We start from the raw sequence: 21,683 nt of genomic DNA, 5'->3' as shown, positions 1-21,683 counted from the left end.
CCTGGGAGAGGGGACAGGTCGGAGCGAGTGATCGATCACGGCGCTCCGCACAAGCAGCTGAACCCACGAATTTCCCTCCGGCGGGCCCCACGCGCCCGCCGACAGAACAGGTGATCTCATGAACGACCGCTACGAAGCCGCAGGAAACCTGGTCGAGGCCCTGCTGCAACGCGCCTGCGAAATGCCGCGCAAGACTGCCCTGCGATTCATCGCCGAAAACGTCGAGCAGCCCATCAGCTTCCGTGAGTTGGACGAGCGCGCCCGCGCCCTGGCCGCCTGGATGCTGCGCCACGGCCAGCACGGCGACCGCGCCGTGCTGTTGCTGCCCAGCGGCCCGGACTACGTCGCGGCGTTCTTCGCCTGCCTCTACTCGGGGATCATCGCCGTGCCGGCCTATCCGCCGGAGTCCGTGCGCCCGCAGCACCTGGCGCGCCTGCGCTCGATCCTCGATGACGCGCAGCCGAGCCTGGTGCTCACGGATTCCGCACTGATCGAGGCCCTGCGTCCAGCCTGCGCGCGCGCGAACGGCGACAGCCCGCTGCTGCTGGCGGTGGACCAGGCCGATCCGGCACTGGCCGTCGAATGGCAGATGCCGGAGCTGGCCGATGACGACATCGCCTTCCTGCAATACACCTCCGGCTCCACCTCGACGCCCAAGGGCGTGCAGGTCAGCCACGGCAACCTGATGGCCAACGAGCGCCTGATCCGCCACGGCTTCGGCATTGGCGACGACGACGTGATCGTCAGCTGGCTGCCGCTGTTCCATGACATGGGCCTGATCGGCGGTCTGCTGCAGCCGATTTACAGCGGCATCGAGTGCGTGCTGATGTCGCCGCGCTATTTCCTCGAACGCCCGCGTCGCTGGCTGGAAGCCATCGCCCGTTTCGGCGGCACCGTCAGCGGCGGGCCGGACTTCGCCTACCGCCTGTGCTGCGAGCGGGTCAACGAAACCGCGCTGGAAGGCCTCGACCTGAGCAAATGGCGCGTGGCCTTCTCCGGCTCCGAACCGATCCGTCCGGACACCCTGGAACGCTTCGCCGCCTGGTTCGCCCCGGCGCGGTTCGACGCCTCGTCCTTCTACGCCTGCTACGGCCTCGCCGAAGCGACCCTGTTCGTCACCGGCGGCGTGCGCGGCGAAGGCATCGGCCAGCTGGAAGTGGACCTCGAAGCCCTGGGCGAAAACATCGCCCGTCCGGGCCGCGGCACCTCGCTGATCAACTGCGGGGGCGCCCAGCCCGATCACGAGATTCAACTGGTCGATCCAATCAGCGGTGAAACCCTCGGCCCGGACCGCGTCGGTGAAATCTGGAGCAGCGGCCCCAGCGTCGCGCTGGGCTACTGGCGCAACCCGGAAGCCAGCGCGCGCACCTTCGTCGAAAAGGACGGGCGCACCTGGCTGCGCACCGGCGACCTGGGCTTCCTGCACAACGACGAGCTGTTCGTCACCGGCCGCCTCAAGGACATGCTCATCGTCCGTGGCCAGAACCTCTACCCGCAGGACCTGGAACGCTGCGTCGAGGAAGAGGTCGACCTGGTGCGCAAGGGCCGCGTCTCCGCCTTCGCCATCGAGCACCAGGGACGCGAGGGCATCGGCATCGCCGCCGAGGTCGGGCGCAGCGTGCGCAAGCTGATCTCCGCCGAAGCGCTGGCCAGGGCCATCTCCGCCGCCGTGGCGGAAACCTTCCAGGAGGCGCCGCTGGTGGTGGCGCTGCTGGAACCGGGCGCACTGCCCAAGACTTCCAGCGGCAAGCTGCAACGCTCGGTATGCCGCACCCAGCTGCTCGACGGCAGCCTGCAGGCCTACGCCATCCAGCGCGCCGGTGAACCGATCAGCGATGGCGCCAGCGCCAAGCCGGTCGCACCACTGTCTGCTGAAGAGCAAGCCATCGCCGCGCTGTGGAGCGAGGTGCTGGAACTGCCGGCGATCCGCCGCGACGACAACTTCTTCGCCCTGGGCGGTAACTCGATCAAGGCCACCCAGCTGATGGCGCGCCTGCGCGAGCGCCTGGGCCGTGCCGTGGAGCTGCGCCTGTTGTTCGAAGCGCCAGAGCTGGGCGCTTTCGTCGCCGTGCTGGCAGCACTGCCGACTGCCGAGGCCGAAAGCCTGCCGCTGGTCCCGCGTGACGGCCGGCTGCCGCTGTCGCCGGCCCAGCGTCGCCTGTGGTTCCTCTGGAAGCTGGAACCGGAAAGCGCCGTGTACCACATCGCCGGGCGCATGAACCTGCGCGGTGAACTGCGCCGGCCGGCGGTGGAACAGGCCTTCGCGATCCTGCTGGGGCGCCACGAAACCCTGCGCAGCCGCTTCATCGAACAGGCCGATGGCGAGGTGTCGCTGAGCCTGTCCGATGCCACGCAAGTGGAACTCAGCGAAAGCGACTTCAGTTCCCTGGGCAACGCCCGCCGCGACATCGCCGCCCGCGAGGACGCCGACGCCTTCGCCGCGCAGCCCTTCGACCTGGCTCACGGCCCGCTGCTGCGCCTGCGCCTGCAGAATCTTGGTGGCGGTCGCCAGGCATTGCTGCTCTGCGTGCACCACATCATCGCCGACGGCTGGTCGCTGAACCTGCTGCTGGACGAATTCGCCGAGTGCTACCGCGCCATCGTCGAACAGCGCGAGCCGGTGCTGCCGGCGCTGCCGCGCCAGTACCTCGACCTCGCCGCCGCCCAGCAGGGCAAGCTGGAGGCGGGCGAGGGCGCCCGTCTGCTGGACTGGTGGAGCGAGCGCCTGGGCAATCAGCATTCGCCGCTGGAACTGCCGTTCACGACGGGCGAGAAAGGCCAGAGCGCCGAGCTGATCGAGCGTGACATCGACGCCGAACTGACCGGCAAACTGCGCAGCCTGGCCCAGGCCCACGGCGCGACCCTGTCGATGCTCCTGCTCAGCGCCTACAACCTGCTGCTGCAGCGCTACAGTGGCCAGCACGACCTGCGCATCGGCCTGACCCAGGCCGGCCGCGAGCAGCTGGACAGCGAGCGCCTGGTCGGCTTCTTCGTCAACCTGCTGGTGCTGCGCAGCGAGCTGCCCGAAGGCGCCAGCCTGCGCGGCGTACTCCGCCAGCTGCGCGACGACCTGCTGCAAGCCCAGGCGCACCAGGGCCTGCCGTTCGAACAGCTGGTGGAAGCGCTGCAACCCGAGCGTGGCCACGGCCGCCATCCGCTGTGCCAGGTCGCCTTCGACCACCAGTGGCAACCGCGCGCCGGCAACGGCCTGCCGGGCGTCAGCGTGGAAGCGCTGGAACAGCTCGACCTGGAAACGCCGTTCGACCTGGTGCTGCGCGTCCGCGAAGGCGAACAGAGCCTGCGCCTGAGCTTCTGCTATGCCCGCGAGCGCTACGCGGCCGCCGGCATGCAACGCCTGGTCGGGCACTTCCTCGACCTGCTGCGCGCACTGCCGCAGATGAACGCCGACGCCGTGCTGGACGCCCGCGACTGGCTGCCCGCCGGCGACTGGAGCATTGCCGTGGCCGCTGACGCGCCGGCCTTCGAAGCGCTGAGCGAGACCATCGCCGCCCAGGCCCGCCGCCATCCGGCCAAGGTCGCGCTGGTCGACGAGCTGCGCGAAGTGAACTTCGCCGAACTGGAAGACCGTTCCAACCGCCTGGCGCAGCGCCTGATCCAGCGTGGCATCGGCGCCGAACGCCGGGTCGCCGTGGCGTTGCCGCGTGGCGTGGACATCCCGCTGGCCCTGCTGGCGGTGATGAAAGCCGGCGGCGCCTACCTGCCGCTGGACGTCGATTACCCCGAGGAACGCCTGGCCTGGCTGATGCAGGACGCCGGTGTCGACCTGCTGCTGACCAACGCCGAGCTGGCCGAGCGCCTGCCGCTGCCGGCAGGTGTCGAGCGCCTGGTGCTGGAAGAGGCCGACCTGGCCAACGCGCTGGCGGTGCGCCCGCTGGTGCGCATCCAGCCGCAGAACCTCGCCTACCTGATCTACACCTCCGGTTCCACCGGCCAGCCCAAGGGCGTCGCCGTCGCCCACGGCGAGATCGCCGCGCACTGCCGCGCCATCGGTCAGCGCTATGCCATGAGCGAGGCCGACCGCGAACTGATCTTCATGTCCTTCGCCTTCGACGGCGCCCACGAACGCTGGCTCACCGCGCTGTCCCACGGCGGAAGCCTGCTGATCCGCAATGACGCGCTGTGGACCGCCGAGCAGACCCTGGAGCAACTGCGCCGCCACGAAGTGACGGTCGCCGCCTTCCCGCCGGCCTACCTGCAACAGCTGGCTGAACAAGCTCTGATCACCGGTCACGCGCCGAGCATGCGCATCTACTGCTTCGGCGGTGACGCGGTGCCCGAAGCGGCCTACCAACTGGCGCACCAGGCGCTGAAACCGCAGCACCTGATCAACGGCTACGGCCCCACCGAAACCGTGGTCACCCCGATGCTCTGGAAAGCCGACGCGAAAACCGCGTGCGGCGCGGCCTATGCGCCCATCGGCGAAGTGGTCGGCGAACGCAGCCTGTACATCCTCGACGACCGCCTGCAACCGCTGCCGCGCGGCGTGGCGGGTGAGCTGTACATCGGCGGCCACGGCCTGGCCCGTGGATACCACCAGCGCGCCGGCATGACCGCCGAACGCTTCGTCGCCGACCCGTTTGCCCAAGGCCTGCGCGCCTACCGCAGCGGCGACCGTGTGCGCTGGCGTGAGGACGGTGCGCTGGATTACCTCGGCCGCGTCGATCAGCAGGTGAAGATCCGTGGCTTCCGTATCGAACCGGGCGAGATCGAAGCGCGCCTGCGTGCGCTGCCCGGCGTGCGCGAAGCGGCGGTGATCGCCCGCGACAGCGAGCGGGGCAAGCGCCTGCTGGGCTATGTCGTCGGCGAAGCACTGGCTGAAGACGCCCTCAAGGCCGCGCTGCGTTCGGAGCTGCCGGAGTACATGGTGCCGTCGCGCCTGCTCGTGCTGGAACAGATGCCGCTCAACGCCAACGGCAAGATCGACCGCAAGGCGCTGCCCGAGCCGCAGGAGGCTGCCAGCACCACCGAAGCCCCGCGCGACGGGCTGGAAAGCCGCGTCGCCGCCGTCTGGGCGGAAGTGCTCGGCGTGCCTGCGGTGGGCCGAGAGGACGACTTCTTCGAACTGGGCGGCCACTCGCTGCTGGCCACGCAAGTGATCTCCCGCCTGCGCCGCGACCTGGGCTGCGAAGTGCCGCTGCGCGACCTGTTCGAAGCCAGCCGCCTGGACGAATTCGCTGCACGGCTGACGGCACTTGCGCCTAGCGCGCGTCCGGCATTGCGCGCCGTGGCCCGTGACGGCGATCTGCCGTTGTCCGCGGCCCAGAGCCGCCTGTGGTTCTTCTGGCAGATGGAGCCGGCCAGCGCCGCCTACAACGTGCCGGGCGCGCTGCGCCTGCGCGGCCAGCTGGACGAGTCCGCGCTACGCCGCGCCTTCGATGCCTTGGTCGCACGCCACGAAACCCTGCGCACCACCTTCGATGAAGTGGACGGTCAGGCCTTCCAGCGTATCCAGCCAGCCCGGCCGCTGGACCTGGCGCGGGTCGACCTGTCTGCGGAAAAAGATGCCGAGGCCGCCGCGCGTGCGCTGGCTGAAACAGAAGCCCAGCGTCCGTTCGACTTGCGCAACGGCCCGCTGCTACGCCTCACGCTCATCAAGCTCACCGACGCCGACCATGTGCTGCTGCTGACGATGCACCACATCGTCTCCGATGGCTGGTCGATCCGCGTGCTGGTGGACGAGTTCAGCCGCCTCTATGGCGCATTCGCCGCTGGCGAGGAACTGCAACTGCCGGCGCTGCCGGTGCAGTACGCCGACTACGCCCAGTGGCAGCGTGAGCTGCTGGCGGGCGAGGAGGGCCAGCGTCAGCTGGGCTGGTGGACCGAGCAGCTCAATCGAGAGACGCCGGTACTGGAACTGGCCACCGACCGTCCGCGCCCAGCCGTGCAGAGCTACCGTGGCGGCAGCCTCGGCTTCAGCCTGGACGCCGGCCTTGGCAATCGCCTAAAGCAACTGGCCCGCGAGCAGGACGTCACCCTGTTCATGCTGCTGCTCGGCGCCTACGCCGTGTTGATGCAGCGCTACAGCGGCCAGAGTGACCTGCGCGTCGCTGTGCCCATCGCCAACCGCCAGCAGTTGGAAACCGAGGGGCTGATCGGTTTCTTCGTCAACACCCAGGTGATGCCGTTCGCCCTGTCGGATGACCAGTCCTTTGCCGCGCTGCTGGCCGATCTCAAGCCCCTGGCCCTGGGCGCCCAGGCGCACCAGGACCTGCCCTTCGAGCAACTGGTCGAAGCCCTGCAGCCCGAGCGCAGCCTGGCCTACAACCCGCTGGTGCAGGTGAAGTTCAACTTCGGCTTCGACGTCAGTCGCCTGCCCGATGCCGGCGCGCTGAAGCTGGAACTGTTCAGCGAGGAACAGTACGGCGCGCGCTTCGACCTCGCCCTGGACATGGCCGAGGCGCTGGACGCCAGCGGCCAGCCGGGCGATGAACTGCGCGGCAGCTTCGTCTATGCCCGCGACCTGTTCGACGGGGACAGCGTCGCCGCCATCGCCGGCCAGTTCGAGGCTCTGCTGCGCCAGCTGTGCGCCGAGCCGCAGCGCGCCCTCGGCGAACTGCCGCGCCCGGTGGCCTCGCGCCGTCGCGGTGAGACCCGCCAATGGCCGCAGCAGGATGTGCTCGGGTTGTTCGCCGCGCAGGTCGCCGCACAGCCGGACGCCATCGCCGTGCAGGACGACAGCATTCGCTACAGCTATGCCGAGCTGGACCAGCGCAGCAACCGCCTGGCCAACGCGCTGATCGCCAGCGGCGTGGAGCCGGGCGAGTGCGTCGCGATCTGCCAGGAGCGCAGCGCGCAGTGGGTGCTCCTGTTGCTGGGCGTGCTCAAGGCCGGCGCCACCTATGTGCCACTGGACCCGGCGCAGCCGGCCGAGCGCCTGCGCCAGTTGCTCCAGGACAACGGCATCGGCCGCGTGCTGGTGAGCGAACCGGTGCTGCGGGAAACCTTCGGCGCCGCCGCCACGCTGATCCCGGCCGGCGGCCCGGAGCAGGGCAGCGCTGCCGCGCCTGGGCGGAGCATCGACCCGCAACAGGCCGCCTATGTGATCTTCACGTCCGGCTCCACCGGCCAGCCCAAGGGCGTGCGCGTCAGCCACGCGGCGCTGGCCAACTACGTGCAGGCCGTGCTCGAACGCCTGCAACTGGACCAGGGCCGCGCCCGGGGTCTGGGCATGGCGATGGTCTCCTCGGTGGCCGCCGACCTCGGCCACACCACGCTGTTCGGCGCGCTGTGTGGCGGTGGTCGCCTGCACCTGGCGGATGCCCAGGCTGTGGCCGATGCCGAGTGCTTCGCCGCGTTCATGCAGGATGTGGACGTGCTGAAGATCGTCCCCAGCCATCTCGCCGGCCTGCTGGCCGCCGCGCCCAACGCTGCCGCCGTGCTGCCGCGGCGTCTGCTGGTGGTCGGCGGTGAGGCCTGCGACCGCGCGCTGTTGCAGCCAATCCGTGAGCTTGCGCCCAAGCTGCGCGTCGTCAACCACTACGGCCCCAGCGAGTCCACTGTGGGCGTGCTGACCCACGAATGGTCGCTGCTGGACGATCTGCCCGCCTCGACACTACCCATCGGAACGCCGCTGGCCAACAGCGCCATTCGCGTGCTCGACGAGAACGGCCGCGACCTGCTGCCGGGCGTGCCCGGCGAGCTGTTCATCGGCGGCGCCGGCCTGGCGCTGGGTTACCTCGGCCTGCCGGAAATGACCGCCGAGCGCTTTGTCGAGATCGAGGGCGAACGCCTGTACCGCAGTGGTGACCGCGTGCGCCTGAGCCGTCACGGCGTCGTGGAATTCCTCGGCCGCGTCGACGACCAGGTGAAGATCCGTGGCTACCGCGTCGAGCCGGGTGAACTGGCGCAAGCGCTCAAGCGCCTGCCCGGCGTGCGCGATGCCGTGGCGCTGGCCGAGCGCGACAACGACGGCCCGATGAAGCTGCTGGCCTGGGCCGTGACTGAGGGGCAGAGCGTGGAAAGCCTGCGCGAAGGCCTGGCCGCCGCCGTGCCGGAATACCTGCTGCCGGCTCAGTTGACGCTGCTGGAACGCCTGCCGCTGAACGCCAACGGCAAGGTGGACCGCCAGGCGCTGCCGCGTGCCGAAGCGGTTGCCAAGGCCTTGGACAGCGCGCCGCTGAGCGAGCTGGAACAACGCATCGCCGCTATCTGGCAAGCCGTGCTGAAAGTCGAGCGCGTCGGTGCCGAGGACAACTTCTTCGAGCTGGGCGGCGACTCCATCCTCAGCCTGCAGATCATCGCGCGCATCCGTAAGCTGGGTTACAAACTCAGCCCGAAACAGCTGTTCGAGCGGCAGAGCGTCCGCCAGCTGGCGCAATGGCTGGAAAGCCGCGCCCCGGCCGCGCCGGCAGCACCCGCGCCGGCGGCTTCGGTCAGCGGTGAAGTGGCGCTGTCGCCGGTGCAGGCGCGTTTTTTTGAACGTGTACCGAGCGCCCAACGTCACCACTGGAACCAGGCTGTACTGGTGCAACCGCGCGAAGCTCTGGACGGCGACGTGCTGGCCCGTGCGCTGCACTGGCTGGTCGGCCAGCACGACGCGCTGCGCCTGCGCTTCGATGGCAGCCGCCAGCGCTATGCCGAACACGGCCCGCTGGACATGACCCTGCTGTGGCGTCGCCGCGCCGCTGACGCCCGCACCCTGGAACGCCTGTGCGATGACGCCCAGGCCAGCCTGGATATCGCCAATGGCCCGCTGCTGCGCGCCATGCAGGTCGGCCTGGAGGATGGCAGCGAGCGCCTGCTGCTGGTGATCCATCACCTGGCGGTGGACGGCGTGTCCTGGCGCATCCTGCTGGAAGACCTGCAGTACGCCTACCGCGAACTGCGCGCCGGCCGCATGCCTGCCGCGTTGCCGCGCAGCGACAGCTACCAGGCCTGGAGCGCCCGCCAGCGGGCGGCTGCCAATGGCGCTACCGCTGAGCTTGGCTACTGGCAGGCCGAACTGCGCGATGCGCCGCGTCTGACCCGCGCCCGCAGCGGCGCCCCGGCCACCTGGAAGGAAGCCGCCAACGCGCGCTTCAGCCTCGATGTCGAGACCACCCGCCAACTGCTCGGCCCGGCACTGAAGGCGCAGCGCCTGCAGATCAACGACCTGCTGCTGACCGCGCTGGCCCGCGCCCTGTGCGCCTGGACCGGTGAAAGCTCTGCGCTGGTGGAGATGGAGGGCCACGGCCGCGACGCCTTCGACGGCGACGCGGCGCTGGACCTGAGCCGTTCCGTGGGCTGGTTCACCGCGCTCTATCCTGTACGCCTGCACGCCGGCGGCGAGCCGGGTGCGGACCTGCGCGCCACCCGCGAACACCTGCGCGAGCTGCCGCGCGCCGGTATCGGCTACGGCCAGCTGCGCTACCTCAGCCAGCACGCCGCCAGCCTGCGAGACCTGCCGGCGCCGCAGGTGACCTTCAACTACCTCGGCCAGCTCGACCAAGCCTTCGCCGACGCCGACTTCCTGCCGGCCTTCGAAGGCGTGGGCCGCAGCCAGCCGCTGAACGCCGCGCTGGGCAATGCGCTGGTCTACGCCGGCCGCGTGCTCGGCGGCGAACTGAGCCTGGAAGTCACCTACAGCAGCGCCATGTTCGACGCGGCGGACATCGATGAGCTGCAAGCGCTGCTGCGCGCCGAGCTGCAAGCACTGGTCGCTTACTGCCTGAACACCCCGCGCAAGCTGGAAGCCGCCGAGCTGCCGCTGCTCGATCTCGACCAGCAACAGCTCGACGCACTGCCGCTGCCGGCCGGGGTGGAAGACCTCTATCCGCTATCGCCGATGCAACAGGGCATGCTGTTCCACGCCCTCGATGTGCCGGGCTCTTCGCTCTACGTCAACCAACTGCGCGTCGATCTGGAAGGTCTCGACGAGGCTCGTTTCCTCGATGCCTGGCGCGCGGTCGTCGCCCGCCACGGCAACCTGCGCACCGGCTTCCTCGCCAGTGCCGACGCGGCGCCGTTGCAGTTCGTCCTGCGCGACGTGCAACTGCCAGTGCAGTCCTTCGACTGGCGCGGCCAGCAGGTCGGCGAGCAGCAGCTTGCCCAGACTGCTCTCTTGGACAGCGTCGCTGACGCCCAGCGCAACCTCGGCTTCGACCTGGCCAAACCGCCGCTGCAACGCCTGGCGCTGGTGCGCCTGGGCGAGCGCCGCTACCACCTGATCTGGACCTGCCACCACCTGCTGCTGGACGGCTGGAGCAGCGCGCGGCTGATCGGCGAAGTGCTCGCGCTCTACCGTGGCGAAGCACTGTCGGCGCCGGCGGCGCAGTACGGCGACTACATCGGCTGGCTGCACGCCCAGGACGGCGCGGCGGGCGAGCGCTTCTGGCGCGAGCGCCTGAAGGGCTTCGACGAGCCGACCCTGCTGGCCACCGCCTGCAGCGCCGGCTTCCGCGAGGAGCCGCTGCGCGAGCTGCACAGCCGCCTCGACAGCGCGCCGCTGCAACGCTTCGCCCAGACCCAGCGCGTCACCCTCAACACCCTGGTGCAGGGTGCCTGGGCGCTGCTGCTACAACGCTACTGCGGGCAGCGCAGCGTGACCTTCGGCGCCACCGTGGCGGGGCGCCCGGCCACGCTGCCGGGAGCGGAAGAGAGCCTCGGCCTGTTCATCAACACCCTGCCGATCCTGCAAGCGCCGGATGACGCCCAGCGTGTGGGCGACTGGCTGCGCGAGCTGCAGGCGTTCAACCTCGACGTGCGCGAGTTCGAGCACACGCCGCTGTACGACATCCAGCGCTGGGCCGGTCGCGGCGGCCAGGCGCTGTTCGACAGCATCATCGTGTTCGAGAACTTCCCCATGGATGCGGCGCTCGCGTCGTCCAGCGAGGACGACCTGCGCATCCTCGGCCACCACCCGGTGGACGGCACCAACTACGCCCTGGCCCTGGTGGCCAGCGCCGGCGAACAGCTGGACGTGCGCTACACCTACCGCGCCGACCGCTTGAGCTCAAGCCAGATCGAACAGCTGCGCGGCCACTTCGAGCACCTGCTGCTGGCCCTGGTGGAAGATGCCGAGCGCCCGCTGGGCCGGGTCAGCCAACTGGCGGATGCCGAGCGCAACGAACTGCTGCAACGCTTCAACGACACCGAGGCGAAATTCCCGGCCGACGTGCAACTGCAGGAGCTGATCGAGCGCCAGGTCGCCGCGACCCCGGACGCGCTGGCCCTGCAATTCGGCGATCTCCGCCTGAGCTATGCCCAGCTCAATGCCCGCGCCAACCAGCTCGCGCACTGGTTGCGTGGCCAGGGCGTCGGCCCGGACGTGCTGGTCGGCGTGGCCGCCGAGCGTTCGGTGGAGCTGGTGGTGGCCCTGCTGGGCATCGTCAAGGCCGGCGGCGCCTACGTGCCGATGGACCCGGACTACCCGCAGGAGCGTCTGCAGCACATGCTTGCCGATAGTGGCGTGAGCCTGCTGCTGACCCAGCAGCACCTGCTGGAACGCCTGCCGGCAAGTGACGCGGTAATGGTCTGCCTGGACAGCCAGTGGAACGAGATCGCCACGGCCTCCGAGCAGAACCCGGCCAGCGCCGGCAGCCCGCAGAACCTCGCGTACCTGATCTACACCTCCGGCTCCACCGGCAAGCCCAAGGGCGCCGGCAACAGCCACCGGGCGCTGGTCAACCGCCTGCACTGGATGCAGAAGGCCTACGCGCTGGATGCCTCCGACCGCGTGTTGCAGAAGACCCCGTTCAGCTTCGACGTGTCGGTCTGGGAGTTCTTCTGGCCGCTCATGACCGGCGCCGCCCTGGTAGTCGCCGCGCCCGGCGCGCACCGCGATCCGGCGGCGCTGCGCCAGGTGATCGAGGCGGGGCAGGTCACCACGCTGCACTTCGTGCCGTCGATGCTGCAGGCCTTCGTCGCCTCCGGTGAACTGGAGCGCTGCTCGTCGCTGCTGCAGGTCATCTGCTCCGGCGAGGCGCTGCCCTATGAGCTGCAACAGCAATTCTGCCAGCGCAGCAGTGCGAAGCTGCACAACCTTTACGGCCCGACCGAAGCGGCGATCGACGTCAGCTTCTGGGCCTGCGACGAAGACAACGCGCGGCAGGTCGTGCCCATCGGTCGACCCATCGACAACCTGCGCCTGGTGCTGCTCGACGAGCGCCTGGAGCCAGTGCCGCAAGGCGTGGCCGGCGAGCTGTACATCGGCGGCGTAGGCCTGGCGCGCGGCTACCACGCGCGCCCCGGCCTGACCGCCGAGCGCTTCGTGGCCGACCCGTTCGGCAGCGCTGAGCGCCTGTATCGCACCGGCGACCTGGCTCGCCAGCGCGAAGACGGCGCCATCGAATACCTCGGCCGTCTCGACCATCAGGTGAAGATTCGCGGCCTGCGCATCGAGCTGGGCGAGATCGAGGCGCGCCTGCAGGCCCATCCGCAGGTCGGCGAAGCGGTGGTGGTGGCCAAGGACGGCGTGCTGCTGGCCTACGTGGTCGCCAGCGCCGAGCCCGAAGCCCTGCGTCAGGCGCTGCAAGGCGAATTGCCGGATTACATGGTGCCGTCGCGGATCATCCTGCTTCCCGCCATGCCGCTGTCGCCCAACGGCAAGCTTGACCGCAAGGCCCTGCCGGACCCGCAACTGGGCGACAGCCTGCGCGAGTACGTGGCGCCGCGCAGCGACCTGGAAGTCGAGCTGGCCGGCATCTGGCAGCACGTGCTGCAGGTGGACCGCGTCGGCCTGCACGACGACTTCTTCGAACTGGGCGGCCATTCGCTGCTGCTTACCCAGGTCGGCCTGACCCTGCGTCAGCGCCTGGGCCTGGAACTGCCGCTGCACCGCCTGTTCGAGCTGAGCAATATCGAGGCACTGGCCGCCTGGATCGAAACCCAGCGGGCAAGCACCGCCAGTGCGGAAGAGGAACTGGACCTGATGGATGAACTGCTCGGCGAGCTGGAGAATCTGTAATGACGCACCCGATGGACGCCCAGCTGAAACAGGTCGCGGAGCGCCTTGGCGCGCTGCCCGAGGACAAGCAGATCATCTTCCTGCGTCAGCTGCGCGAGAAAGGCGTGAGCCTGTCGCGCTTGCCGATCCTCCGTGAGGGGCGCACGCACGCGCCGCTGTCGGCGGCCCAGGCGCGCCTGTGGTTCCTCTGGCAGATGGAGCCGCACAGCGCGGCCTACAACATTCCCGCCGCCGTGCGCCTGCGCGGCGCGCTGGACGAGGGCGCGCTGGGGCGGGCCTTCGCCGCGCTGATCGCGCGCCATGAAAGCCTGCGGACGGTGTTCCGCGAAGTTGAGGGTGAGGTGCAGCAGTGCATTCTCCCCCCACGTTCACCGAGTCTGGAACGCCGAAACTTCAGCGAAGAGTCCTCCGCCCGTGACTGGCTGCAGCACGCCGCACAAGGGTCCTTTGACCTCGCCGAAGGCCCGCTGCTGCGCCTGCACCTGGCGCGTCTGCCGGGCGAAGCGCTGCTGCTGGTGAACCTGCACCACATCATTGCCGACGGCTGGTCCATCGGCGTGCTGATCGACGAGTTCGCTGCTCTCTACAGCGCCGAGGTGCAAGGCACGCAGGCCCAGCTGGAAGCCTTGCCGATCCAGTACAGCGACATCGCCCGCTGGCAGCGCCTGTGGCTGTCGGCCGGCGAAGGCGAGCGGCAGCTGGCCTACTGGAAGGAACAGCTGGGCGACGAATCCCTGCTGCTGACCCTGCCGGGCGACCGGCCGCGCCCGCTGGTGCAGAGCTATCGCGGCGCGACCCTGGACTTCGAGCTGCCCCGTGCGCTCAGCGATTCCCTGCGCGAACTGGCGCGCGGGCAGGGCGCCACGCTGTTCATGTTGATCCTCGCGGCCTACCAGCTGCTGCTGTCGCGCTACAGCGGCCAGCGCGAGCTGCGCGTCGGCGTACCCATCGCCGGCCGTGGCCGTGCCGAGAGCGAAAGGCTGATCGGCTTTTTCGTGAATACCCAGGTGCTGTCGGCGCGCATCGACGGCGACGAATCCTTCAACGCCTTCCTGGCCCGCACCCGCGAGGCGGTGCTGGGCGCCCAGGCCAACCCGGACCTGCCGTTCGAGCAACTGGTGGACGCGCTGCAACCCGAGCGCAGCCTGAGCTACAACCCGCTGTTCCAGGTGGCCTGCAACCACCAGCCGAGCCGCCGCGATGCCCTGCGCGAGCTGCCCGGCGGCCTGCGCCTGGAAAGCCTGGAGCTGGACGGCGGCATCGCCAAGTTCGACCTGACCCTGAACACCGAGGAAAGCCGCGACGGCCAGGTGCGCGGGCAGTTCATGTACGCCACCGACCAGTTCGATGCGGCGACCATCCAGCGCCTGAGCGGGCACTTCCTCAACCTGCTGCAGGCCCTGGTGCGCGAGCCGCAATGCCCGGTGGCGCGCCTGCCGCTGCTGGATGGCAGCGAACGCGAACAACTGCTCTACGGCTGGAACGCCACCGACATGGACTACCCGCGTGACGCCTGCCTGCATCAGCTGATCGAACAGCAGGCGCAGCGCTCGCCGGATGACATCGCGCTCACCGACGGCCAGCGCAGCCTCAGTTACGCCGAGCTGAATCGCCGCGCCAACCGCCTCGCGCACTGGTTGCGCGAGCAGGGCGTCGGCCCGGACAGCCGCGTCGGCGTCGCCCTGGAACGCTCGGTGGAACTGCCGGTGGCTTTGCTTGCCGTGCTCAAGGCCGGCGGCGCCTACGTGCCGCTGGACCCGGAATTCCCCGCCGAACGCCTGGCGCACATGCTCGAAGACGGCGGCGTGCGCCTGTTGCTGACCCAGCAGCATCTGCTCGGCGAGCTGCCGCAGACCGGCGCCCGCGCGTTCTGCCTGGACCGCGACTGGGCGCAGCTGGAGGGCTACGCCGACAGCGACCTGCACAACGTCGCGACGCCGGATGATCTGGCCTACGTCATCTACACCTCCGGCTCCACCGGCAAGCCCAAGGGCGTCGCCGTTCGCCACGGCGGCGTGGTCAACTTCATGCTGAGCATGGCCCGCGAGCCGGGCCTGAACGCGCAGGACCGCGTGCTTGCGCTGACCTCGCTGTCCTTCGACATCTCCGCGCTGGAGCTGTACCTGCCACTGCTGGTCGGCGGCCGTGTGGTGCTGGTCGACCGCGACGTCGCGCGCGACCCAGCGCGCCTGCTCGGTGTGGCACTGGAGCAGGGCGTGACGGTGATCCAGGCCACCCCGAGCACCTGGACGCTGCTCAGCGGCCACGAGGACTTCCCGCGCCTGACCGGCTGCCGTTTCTTCTGCGGCGGCGAAGCGCTGTCCGCCGAGTTGGCGGACAAGCTCACTGCCCAGACGGATGCGCTGTGGAACCTCTACGGTCCGACCGAAACCACCATCTGGTCGGCGGCCTGGAAGATCGAAAAGCGCGCCCGTGCGCTGCTCGGCAAGCCCATCGCCAACACCCAGCTGTACATCCTCGATGGTGAGCTGCAACCCGCACCGATTGGCGTGGCGGGCGAGCTGTACATCGCCGGTGACGGCCTGGCGCGCGGCTACCACGGGCGCCCGGAACTGACCTGCGAGCGTTTCGTCGCCGATCCCTACGGTAGGGAATCCGGCGCGCGCATGTACCGCACCGGCGACCTCGCGCGCTGGCGCGCCGACGGCGTGCTGGAATACCTCGGCCGCATCGATCATCAGGTGAAGATCCGCGGCTTCCGCATCGAGCTGGGCGAGATCGAATCGCGCCTGCTCGGCCAGCCCGGCGTGCGCGAGGCGGTGGTCATCGCTCGCGATGCGGGGCAGGTGAAGCAACTGGTGGGGTACGTTACGGGACAGATCGATACTGATCTGCGTGCCGCCTTGCTGGAAGAGTTGCCGGACTACATGGTTCCCGCGCAGATCGTCCAGCTCGAGCGCATGCCGCTGACCCCCAACGGCAAGCTCGACCGCAAGGCGCTGCCGGAGCCGGACTTCAGCCTGCTGCAGAAGACCTACCGCGCGCCGGAGAGCGAGCACGAGCAGACCCTGGCGGCCATCTGGTGCGCCGTGCTCGGCCTTGAGCGCGTAGGACTGGACGACAACTTCTTCGAGCTGGGCGGCGATTCCATCGTCTCCATCCAGGTGGTCAGCCGCGCTCGCGCCGCCGGTCTGCAACTGAGCCCGAAGGACCTGTTCCAGCACCAGACGCTGCAGGCGCTGGCCCGCGTGGCCGGTGATTTCGTGGCGGTCGATGCGCCGCTTGCCGCCGCCGCTATCGAGGCGCCGGACGCGGCGCAACTGGCCGCACTCGGTCTGGATTCAGACCAGATCGAAGACCTCTACCCGCTGTCGCCGATGCAGCAGGGCATGCTGTTCCACGGCGTGGACGGCAGCGAGGGCGGCGTCTACGTCAACCAGCTGCGCGTGGAGGTGCACGACCTGGACGTGGAGCGCTTCCGCGGCGCTTGGCAGGCCGCGCTGGATGCCCACGACAACCTGCGTGCCGGCGTGCACTGGCAGGGCCTGGATCAGCCGGTGCAGGCCGTGCACAAGCACGTCGAGCTGCCGCTGGAGGTGCTCGACTGGCGCGGTCGTGAGGACATGGGCGCGGCGCTGGATGAACTGGCCGCCGCCGAGCGCAGCCGCAGCTTCGACCTGGAGCGCCCGCCGCTGCTGCGCCTGGTGCTGGTGCGCAGCGCCGAGGCCAGCCACCAGCTGGTCTACACCCACCACCACATCCTGCTCGACGGCTGGAGCAACGCCCAGCTGTTCGCCGAGGCACTGCGCCGCTACAACGGCGAGAGCATCGCCGAGCAGGGCCGCTACCGCGACTACATCCACTGGCTGCAGGTGCAGGACCCGCAGCAGGCACAGGATTTCTGGAGCGCGCGCCTGCAAGGTTTCACCCAGCCCACCGTGCTCGCTGACAGCCTGGCCCGCCCGGCCGAAGGCAGCGGCCACGGCCTGGAATACAGCCGCTACGACGCGGCGGCCACCGAGCGCCTGAAGGCCTTCGCCCGCAGCCAGCGGGTAACGCTGAACACCCTGGTGCAGGCGGCGTGGATTCTCCTGCTGCAGCGCTACACCGGGCAGCAGCGAGTCGCCTTCGGCGCCACCGTGGCCGGGCGTCCCGCGCAGCTGGCCGGCGCCGACAGCCTGCTGGGCCTGTTCATCAACACGCTGCCCATCGTCCAGGCGCCGGCCGAGCATGCCGACCTCGGCGACTGGCTGCGCGAGCTGCAGGCCTACAACCTGGAGGTGCGCGAGTTCGAGCACACGCCGCTGTACGACATCCAGCGCTGGGCCGGCCAGGCCGGGCAGGCGCTGTTCGACAGCATCATCGTGTTCGAGAACTACCCGGTCGACGAGGTGCTGCGCAGCGCCCAGGGGCCGCGCTTCGGCGAGCTGAAATCCAAGGACGAGACCAGTATCCCGATGGACCTCGCCGTGCGCGTCGGCGAGCGCCTGGAAATCGAATACCAGTACCTGCGCGCGCACTTCAGCGCACCCGCCGTGGCGCGCCTGCGCGGCAATATGGAGCAGGTGCTGGACAGCCTGCTGCACGGCGCCGGCAAGCGCATCGGCGATCTGCAATGCCTGTCCGCCAGCGACCGCGCGGCTCTGGCCGCCTGCCGTGGCCCGCACCAGTCGCTGCCGCCGGCCGAGCCGGTGCACCTGGCGATTGCCCGCCAGGCCGCGCTGCGTGGCAATGAGGTGGCGCTGATCTGTGGTGAAGAGGAAGTCGATTTCGCAGCGCTGGAGCGCGATTCCAACCGCCTGGCCCATCGCCTGATGACCCTGGGCGTCGGCCCGGAAGTCCGCGTCGGCGTCGCCTTGCCGCGCAACGTACGGATTCCCCTGGCGCTGCTGGCGGTGCTCAAGGCCGGCGGCGCCTACGTGCCGCTGGACGCCGAGTACCCGCGCGAGCGCCTGGAATTCCAGATGAGCGACGCCGGCATCGCGCTGCTGATCACTGACAGCCGCCTGCGCGAGCGCCTGCCGCTGCCGGCTGGCGTGCAATTGCTGGAGCTGGACGGACTCGATCTCAGCGCAGAGGACAGCGACCTGCCAGTGGTAGCCCTGGAACCGGAAAACCTCGCCTACCTGATCTACACCTCCGGCTCCACCGGCAAGCCCAAGGGCGTGGCGGTCAGCCACGGGCCGCTGGCCATGCACTGTGCGGCCATCGGCGAGCTGTACCGGATGGACGCGGCGACCCGCGAACTGCACTTCATGTCCTTTGCCTTCGATGGCGCCCATGAACGCTGGCTGACCACCCTGGTACACGGCGGCAGCCTGGTGCTGCGCGGCGATGAGCTGTGGACGCCCGAACAGACCTACCGCGTCCTGCACGACAAACAAGTGAGCGTGGCGGCCTTCCCGCCGGTGTACCTGCAGCAACTGGCCGAGCACGCGCTGCGTGACGGCAACCCGCCGCCGGTGCGCATCTACTGCTTCGGCGGCGATGCGGTGCCCAACGCCAGCTTCGAACTGGCCAAGCGCGCGCTGCGCGCCGAGCACCTGATCAACGGCTACGGCCCCACGGAAACCGTGGTCACGCCGCTGTTGTGGAAGGCCGACCGCGCCACCTCCTGCGATGCCGCCTATGCGCCCATCGGCAAGGGCGTCGGCGCGCGCAAGCTGTACATCCTCGATGAGCAGCTGCGCCAGGTGCCGCTGGGTGTGGCCGGTGAGCTGTACATCGGCGGCGATGGTCTGGCGCGCGGTTACCACCAGCGCGCCGGGCTGACCGCCGAGCGCTTCGTCGCCGATCCATTCGGCCTTTCACAAGAGCAGGAAGGTGGCCGCCTGTACCGCAGCGGCGACCTGGTGCGCGGCCGCGCCGATGGCGTGATCGACTACGTCGGGCGCATCGACCATCAGGTGAAGATTCGCGGCTTCCGCATCGAGCTGGGCGAGATCGAGGCGCGCCTGCAGGATCACCCGCAGGTCAGCGAGGCGCTGGTGGTGGCCCGCGACGGCATCAGCGGCAAGCAACTAGTCGGCTATGTGGTCGGTGCAGCGGAAGGCGATACGCTGCGCAACTTCCTCCGTGAGCAGGTGCCGGACTACATGGTGCCCGCGCAGATCCTCCGGCTGGAGCGCTTCCCGCTGTCGCCCAACGGCAAGATCGACCGCAAGGCGCTGCCCGAGCCGACCTGGCAGGGCGAGGCCTACGAGGCGCCGCGCAACGAGCGCGAGCGTGCCCTGGCGGTCATCTGGCAGGACGTGCTGCAAGTGGAGCGCGTCGGCATCCGCGACAACTTCTTCGACCTCGGCGGCGACTCCATCCTCAGCCTGCAGATCGTCTCCCGCGCCCGCCAGGCGCTGGGCGAGGGCGTGGAAATCCGCCTGCGCGACCTGCTGCAGTACCAGACCATCGCCGGCCTGCTGGAGCGCGCCGAGAGCGTCGCCGAGGCAGCGCCAACAGTGTCTGTAGCAGTGGCCGATGATGGCGAATCCTTCGGCCTGGTGCCGATCCAGCAATGGATGTTCGAGCAGCAGCTGGAGGAGCCGAACCACTTCAACCAGGCGGTGCTGCTGGAGTGCCGCCAGCGCCTCGACGCCGAGGCGCTGGAAGCGGCGCTGCAAGGCCTGCTGGCCGAGCATGGCAGCCTGCGCCTGTCGTTCGCCCGCGGGGCTGACGGCCTGTGGCGCCAGCGCTATCGCGAGGCCGGTGAGATCACCGGCGCTCTGCTCTGGCAGCGGCAGGCGGCGAACGCCGAGGAGGCGCTGCTGATCGCCAACCAGGCGCAACGCAGCCTGGACCTGAGCGAAGGCCGGTTGCTGCGCGGCGTGCTCACCGACATGGCCGATGGCACCCAGCGCCTGCTGCTGGTGATCCACCACCTGGGTGTGGACGGCGTGTCCTGGCGCATTTTGCTGGAGGAACTACAGCAGCGTTACGCGGCTCAGCTCACGGGCGAGCCGGCGCCGCGCTTCGAACGCACCAGCGCCTACCGTGCCTGGGCCGAAGGGCTGCGCGAGTACGCCGACAGCCAATTGGCACAAGGTGACCTGCCGTACTGGCTGGAGCAGACCGACACCGCCGGCCTCGGCGAGCCGCAACGCGACAACCCGCGCGGCGCCGAGCGCATGGCGCACCTGGAGCAGCTGTTCCTGCGCCTGGACCGCCAGCAGACCCAGCGACTGCTGAAGGTGGCGCCCGAGGCTTACCGCACGCAGATCAACGACCTGCTGCTGACCGCGCTTGGCCGCACCCTGTGCAACTGGTGCGAGAGTGAGTCGGTGCTGATCGGCCTGGAAGGCCACGGCCGCGAGGACATCCTCGACGAGGTGGACCACAGCCGCACCCTGGGCTGGTTCACCAGCCTGTTCCCGCTGCGCCTGACGCCGGGGCAGGGCGACTACGCCCAGGCCATCCCGGCGATTCGCCAGCAACTGCGCGCGGTGCCGGACAAGGGCATCGGCTACGGCGCCCTGCGCTATCTGGGCGACAGCGCGCTGCGCCGCCAGCTCGCCGCCCGCGCCGAGCCGCGCGTCACCTTCAACTACCTCGGCCAGTTCGACCAGAGCTTCGACGACAAGGCACTGTTCGTGCCGCTGCAGGAAAAGCCAGGCGACACCTACGCCGCCAGTACGCCGATGAACAACTGGCTGGAGATCGTCGGCCAGGTCTACGACGGTGAGCTGACCCTGCGCTGCATGTTCAGCCGCCGGGTGTTCCGCCCGTCGCGCATCGAGGCGCTGATGGCGCAGCTGCGCACGGAACTGGAAGGGGTGATCGGCCATTGCTGCGCCCAGGTGGAAAGCGGCGCGCGCCAGGAGCAAGCCACGGTATGAACGCAATGATGAAAGAGATCGGCATGCTGCACCCGGAGATTTCCGCCTTCCTGGATATGGTCGACGAGGGGCGCCGAAGCGGCCGTCCGGCGCTGCACGAATTGCCGCTGGAGCAGGCGCGACAGGATTTCGAGGCCTCATCGGAATCGCTCAGGGCCGGGGCGCCGTCGATGCCGGTGGAAGCGCTGCTGATCCCGGCGCGCGAGGGTCGGCAGCTACCGGCTCGCCTGTACCGGCCAGTTGGCGCTGGCGATGGCGCGATCCTGTATTTCCACGGCGGCGGCTACACGGTCGGCAGCCTGGACTCCCATGACGGGCTGTGCCGATGGCTGGCGAAACACTGCGATTGCGCGGTGGTGTCGGTGGGTTACCGGTTGGCGCCGGAGGCACCGTTCCCGGCCGCGACCTTCGATGCACGCGATGCCTGGAACTGGTTGCTGGACTCGGCCGCCAGTCTCGGCCTGCATCCGCGCCGTCTTTCCGTTGGCGGCGACAGTGCGGGCGCCACATTGGCCACCGTGCTCTGCGCCGAGCTGGCGGGCGAGGGCACCGAGCAGCCCTGTGCCCAACTGCTGTTCTATCCGGCAGCGGACGCCAGTAAGCGCAGCGAATCCCAGGAGTTGTTCGCCGAGGGCTATCTGCTGGAGACGGCCAGCCTGGACTGGTTCTACCAGCAGTACGTGCCTGACGTTACGCAGCGCAGTGACTGGCGCTGCTCGCCGGTCTATGCCGGCGCGGCACTCCAGGGCAGCGCGCCGGCACTGCTGTTCGCGGCCGAGTTCGACCCCTTGCTGGACGAGGGCCTGGCCTACGCCCACGCGCTGGTGGCGCAGGGCGTGGAAGTGGAGGCGGAGCGCTGCTGCGGGATGACCCACGACTTTCTGCGCATGGGCAACCTGGTGCCGGAGGTGGCGGGGTATTACCGGCGCGTGGCGGAGTTCCTGGCCGAGCGGTGGTAGGCATCGCGCCAGGGCGCGGATGGCACATGAGCC

3 protein-coding genes are annotated in these 21,683 nt (G+C 69.5%); all 3 read left to right on the top strand.

Annotated elements, in window-relative coordinates; translation table 11 throughout:
- The first annotated feature begins 118 nt into the window (after positions 1-118).
- From H681_RS12870 to H681_RS12860, 3 genes are read left to right on the top strand one after another with little or no spacing between them, the layout of a single operon-like run.
- A complete protein-coding gene (locus H681_RS12870; protein ID WP_015477302.1) occupies positions 119-12,904 on the top strand; it encodes a non-ribosomal peptide synthase/polyketide synthase in 12,786 nt (4,261 codons plus the stop codon).
- Positions 12,904-20,691: a non-ribosomal peptide synthetase gene (locus H681_RS12865; RefSeq protein WP_015477301.1), complete on the top strand. Its 7,788-nt coding sequence runs from the start codon at positions 12,904-12,906 to the stop codon at positions 20,689-20,691. The genes H681_RS12870 and H681_RS12865 overlap by 1 nt, the downstream gene beginning before the upstream one ends.
- On the top strand, positions 20,688-21,650 hold the full coding sequence (locus tag H681_RS12860) for an alpha/beta hydrolase (protein WP_015477300.1): 963 nt from the start codon (positions 20,688-20,690) through the stop codon (positions 21,648-21,650). Before H681_RS12865 ends, H681_RS12860 begins: the two co-directional genes overlap by 4 nt.
- The last annotated feature ends 33 nt before the right edge of the window (positions 21,651-21,683 follow it).

The sequence above is a fragment of the Pseudomonas sp. ATCC 13867 genome (genome assembly GCF_000349845.1).
GTDB lineage: Bacteria > Pseudomonadota > Gammaproteobacteria > Pseudomonadales > Pseudomonadaceae > Pseudomonas.
Note: the sequence above shows the minus strand (reverse complement) of the source record. Positions and strands in the feature narration are given on the sequence as shown.

Coding starts and splice junctions, on each gene's coding strand:
- H681_RS12870 (WP_015477302.1), top strand. CDS start 119: ATGAACGACCGCTACGAAGCCGCAGGAAACCTGGTCGAGGCCCTGCTG.
- H681_RS12865 (WP_015477301.1), top strand. CDS start 12,904: ATGACGCACCCGATGGACGCCCAGCTGAAACAGGTCGCGGAGCGCCTT.
- H681_RS12860 (WP_015477300.1), top strand. CDS start 20,688: ATGAACGCAATGATGAAAGAGATCGGCATGCTGCACCCGGAGATTTCC.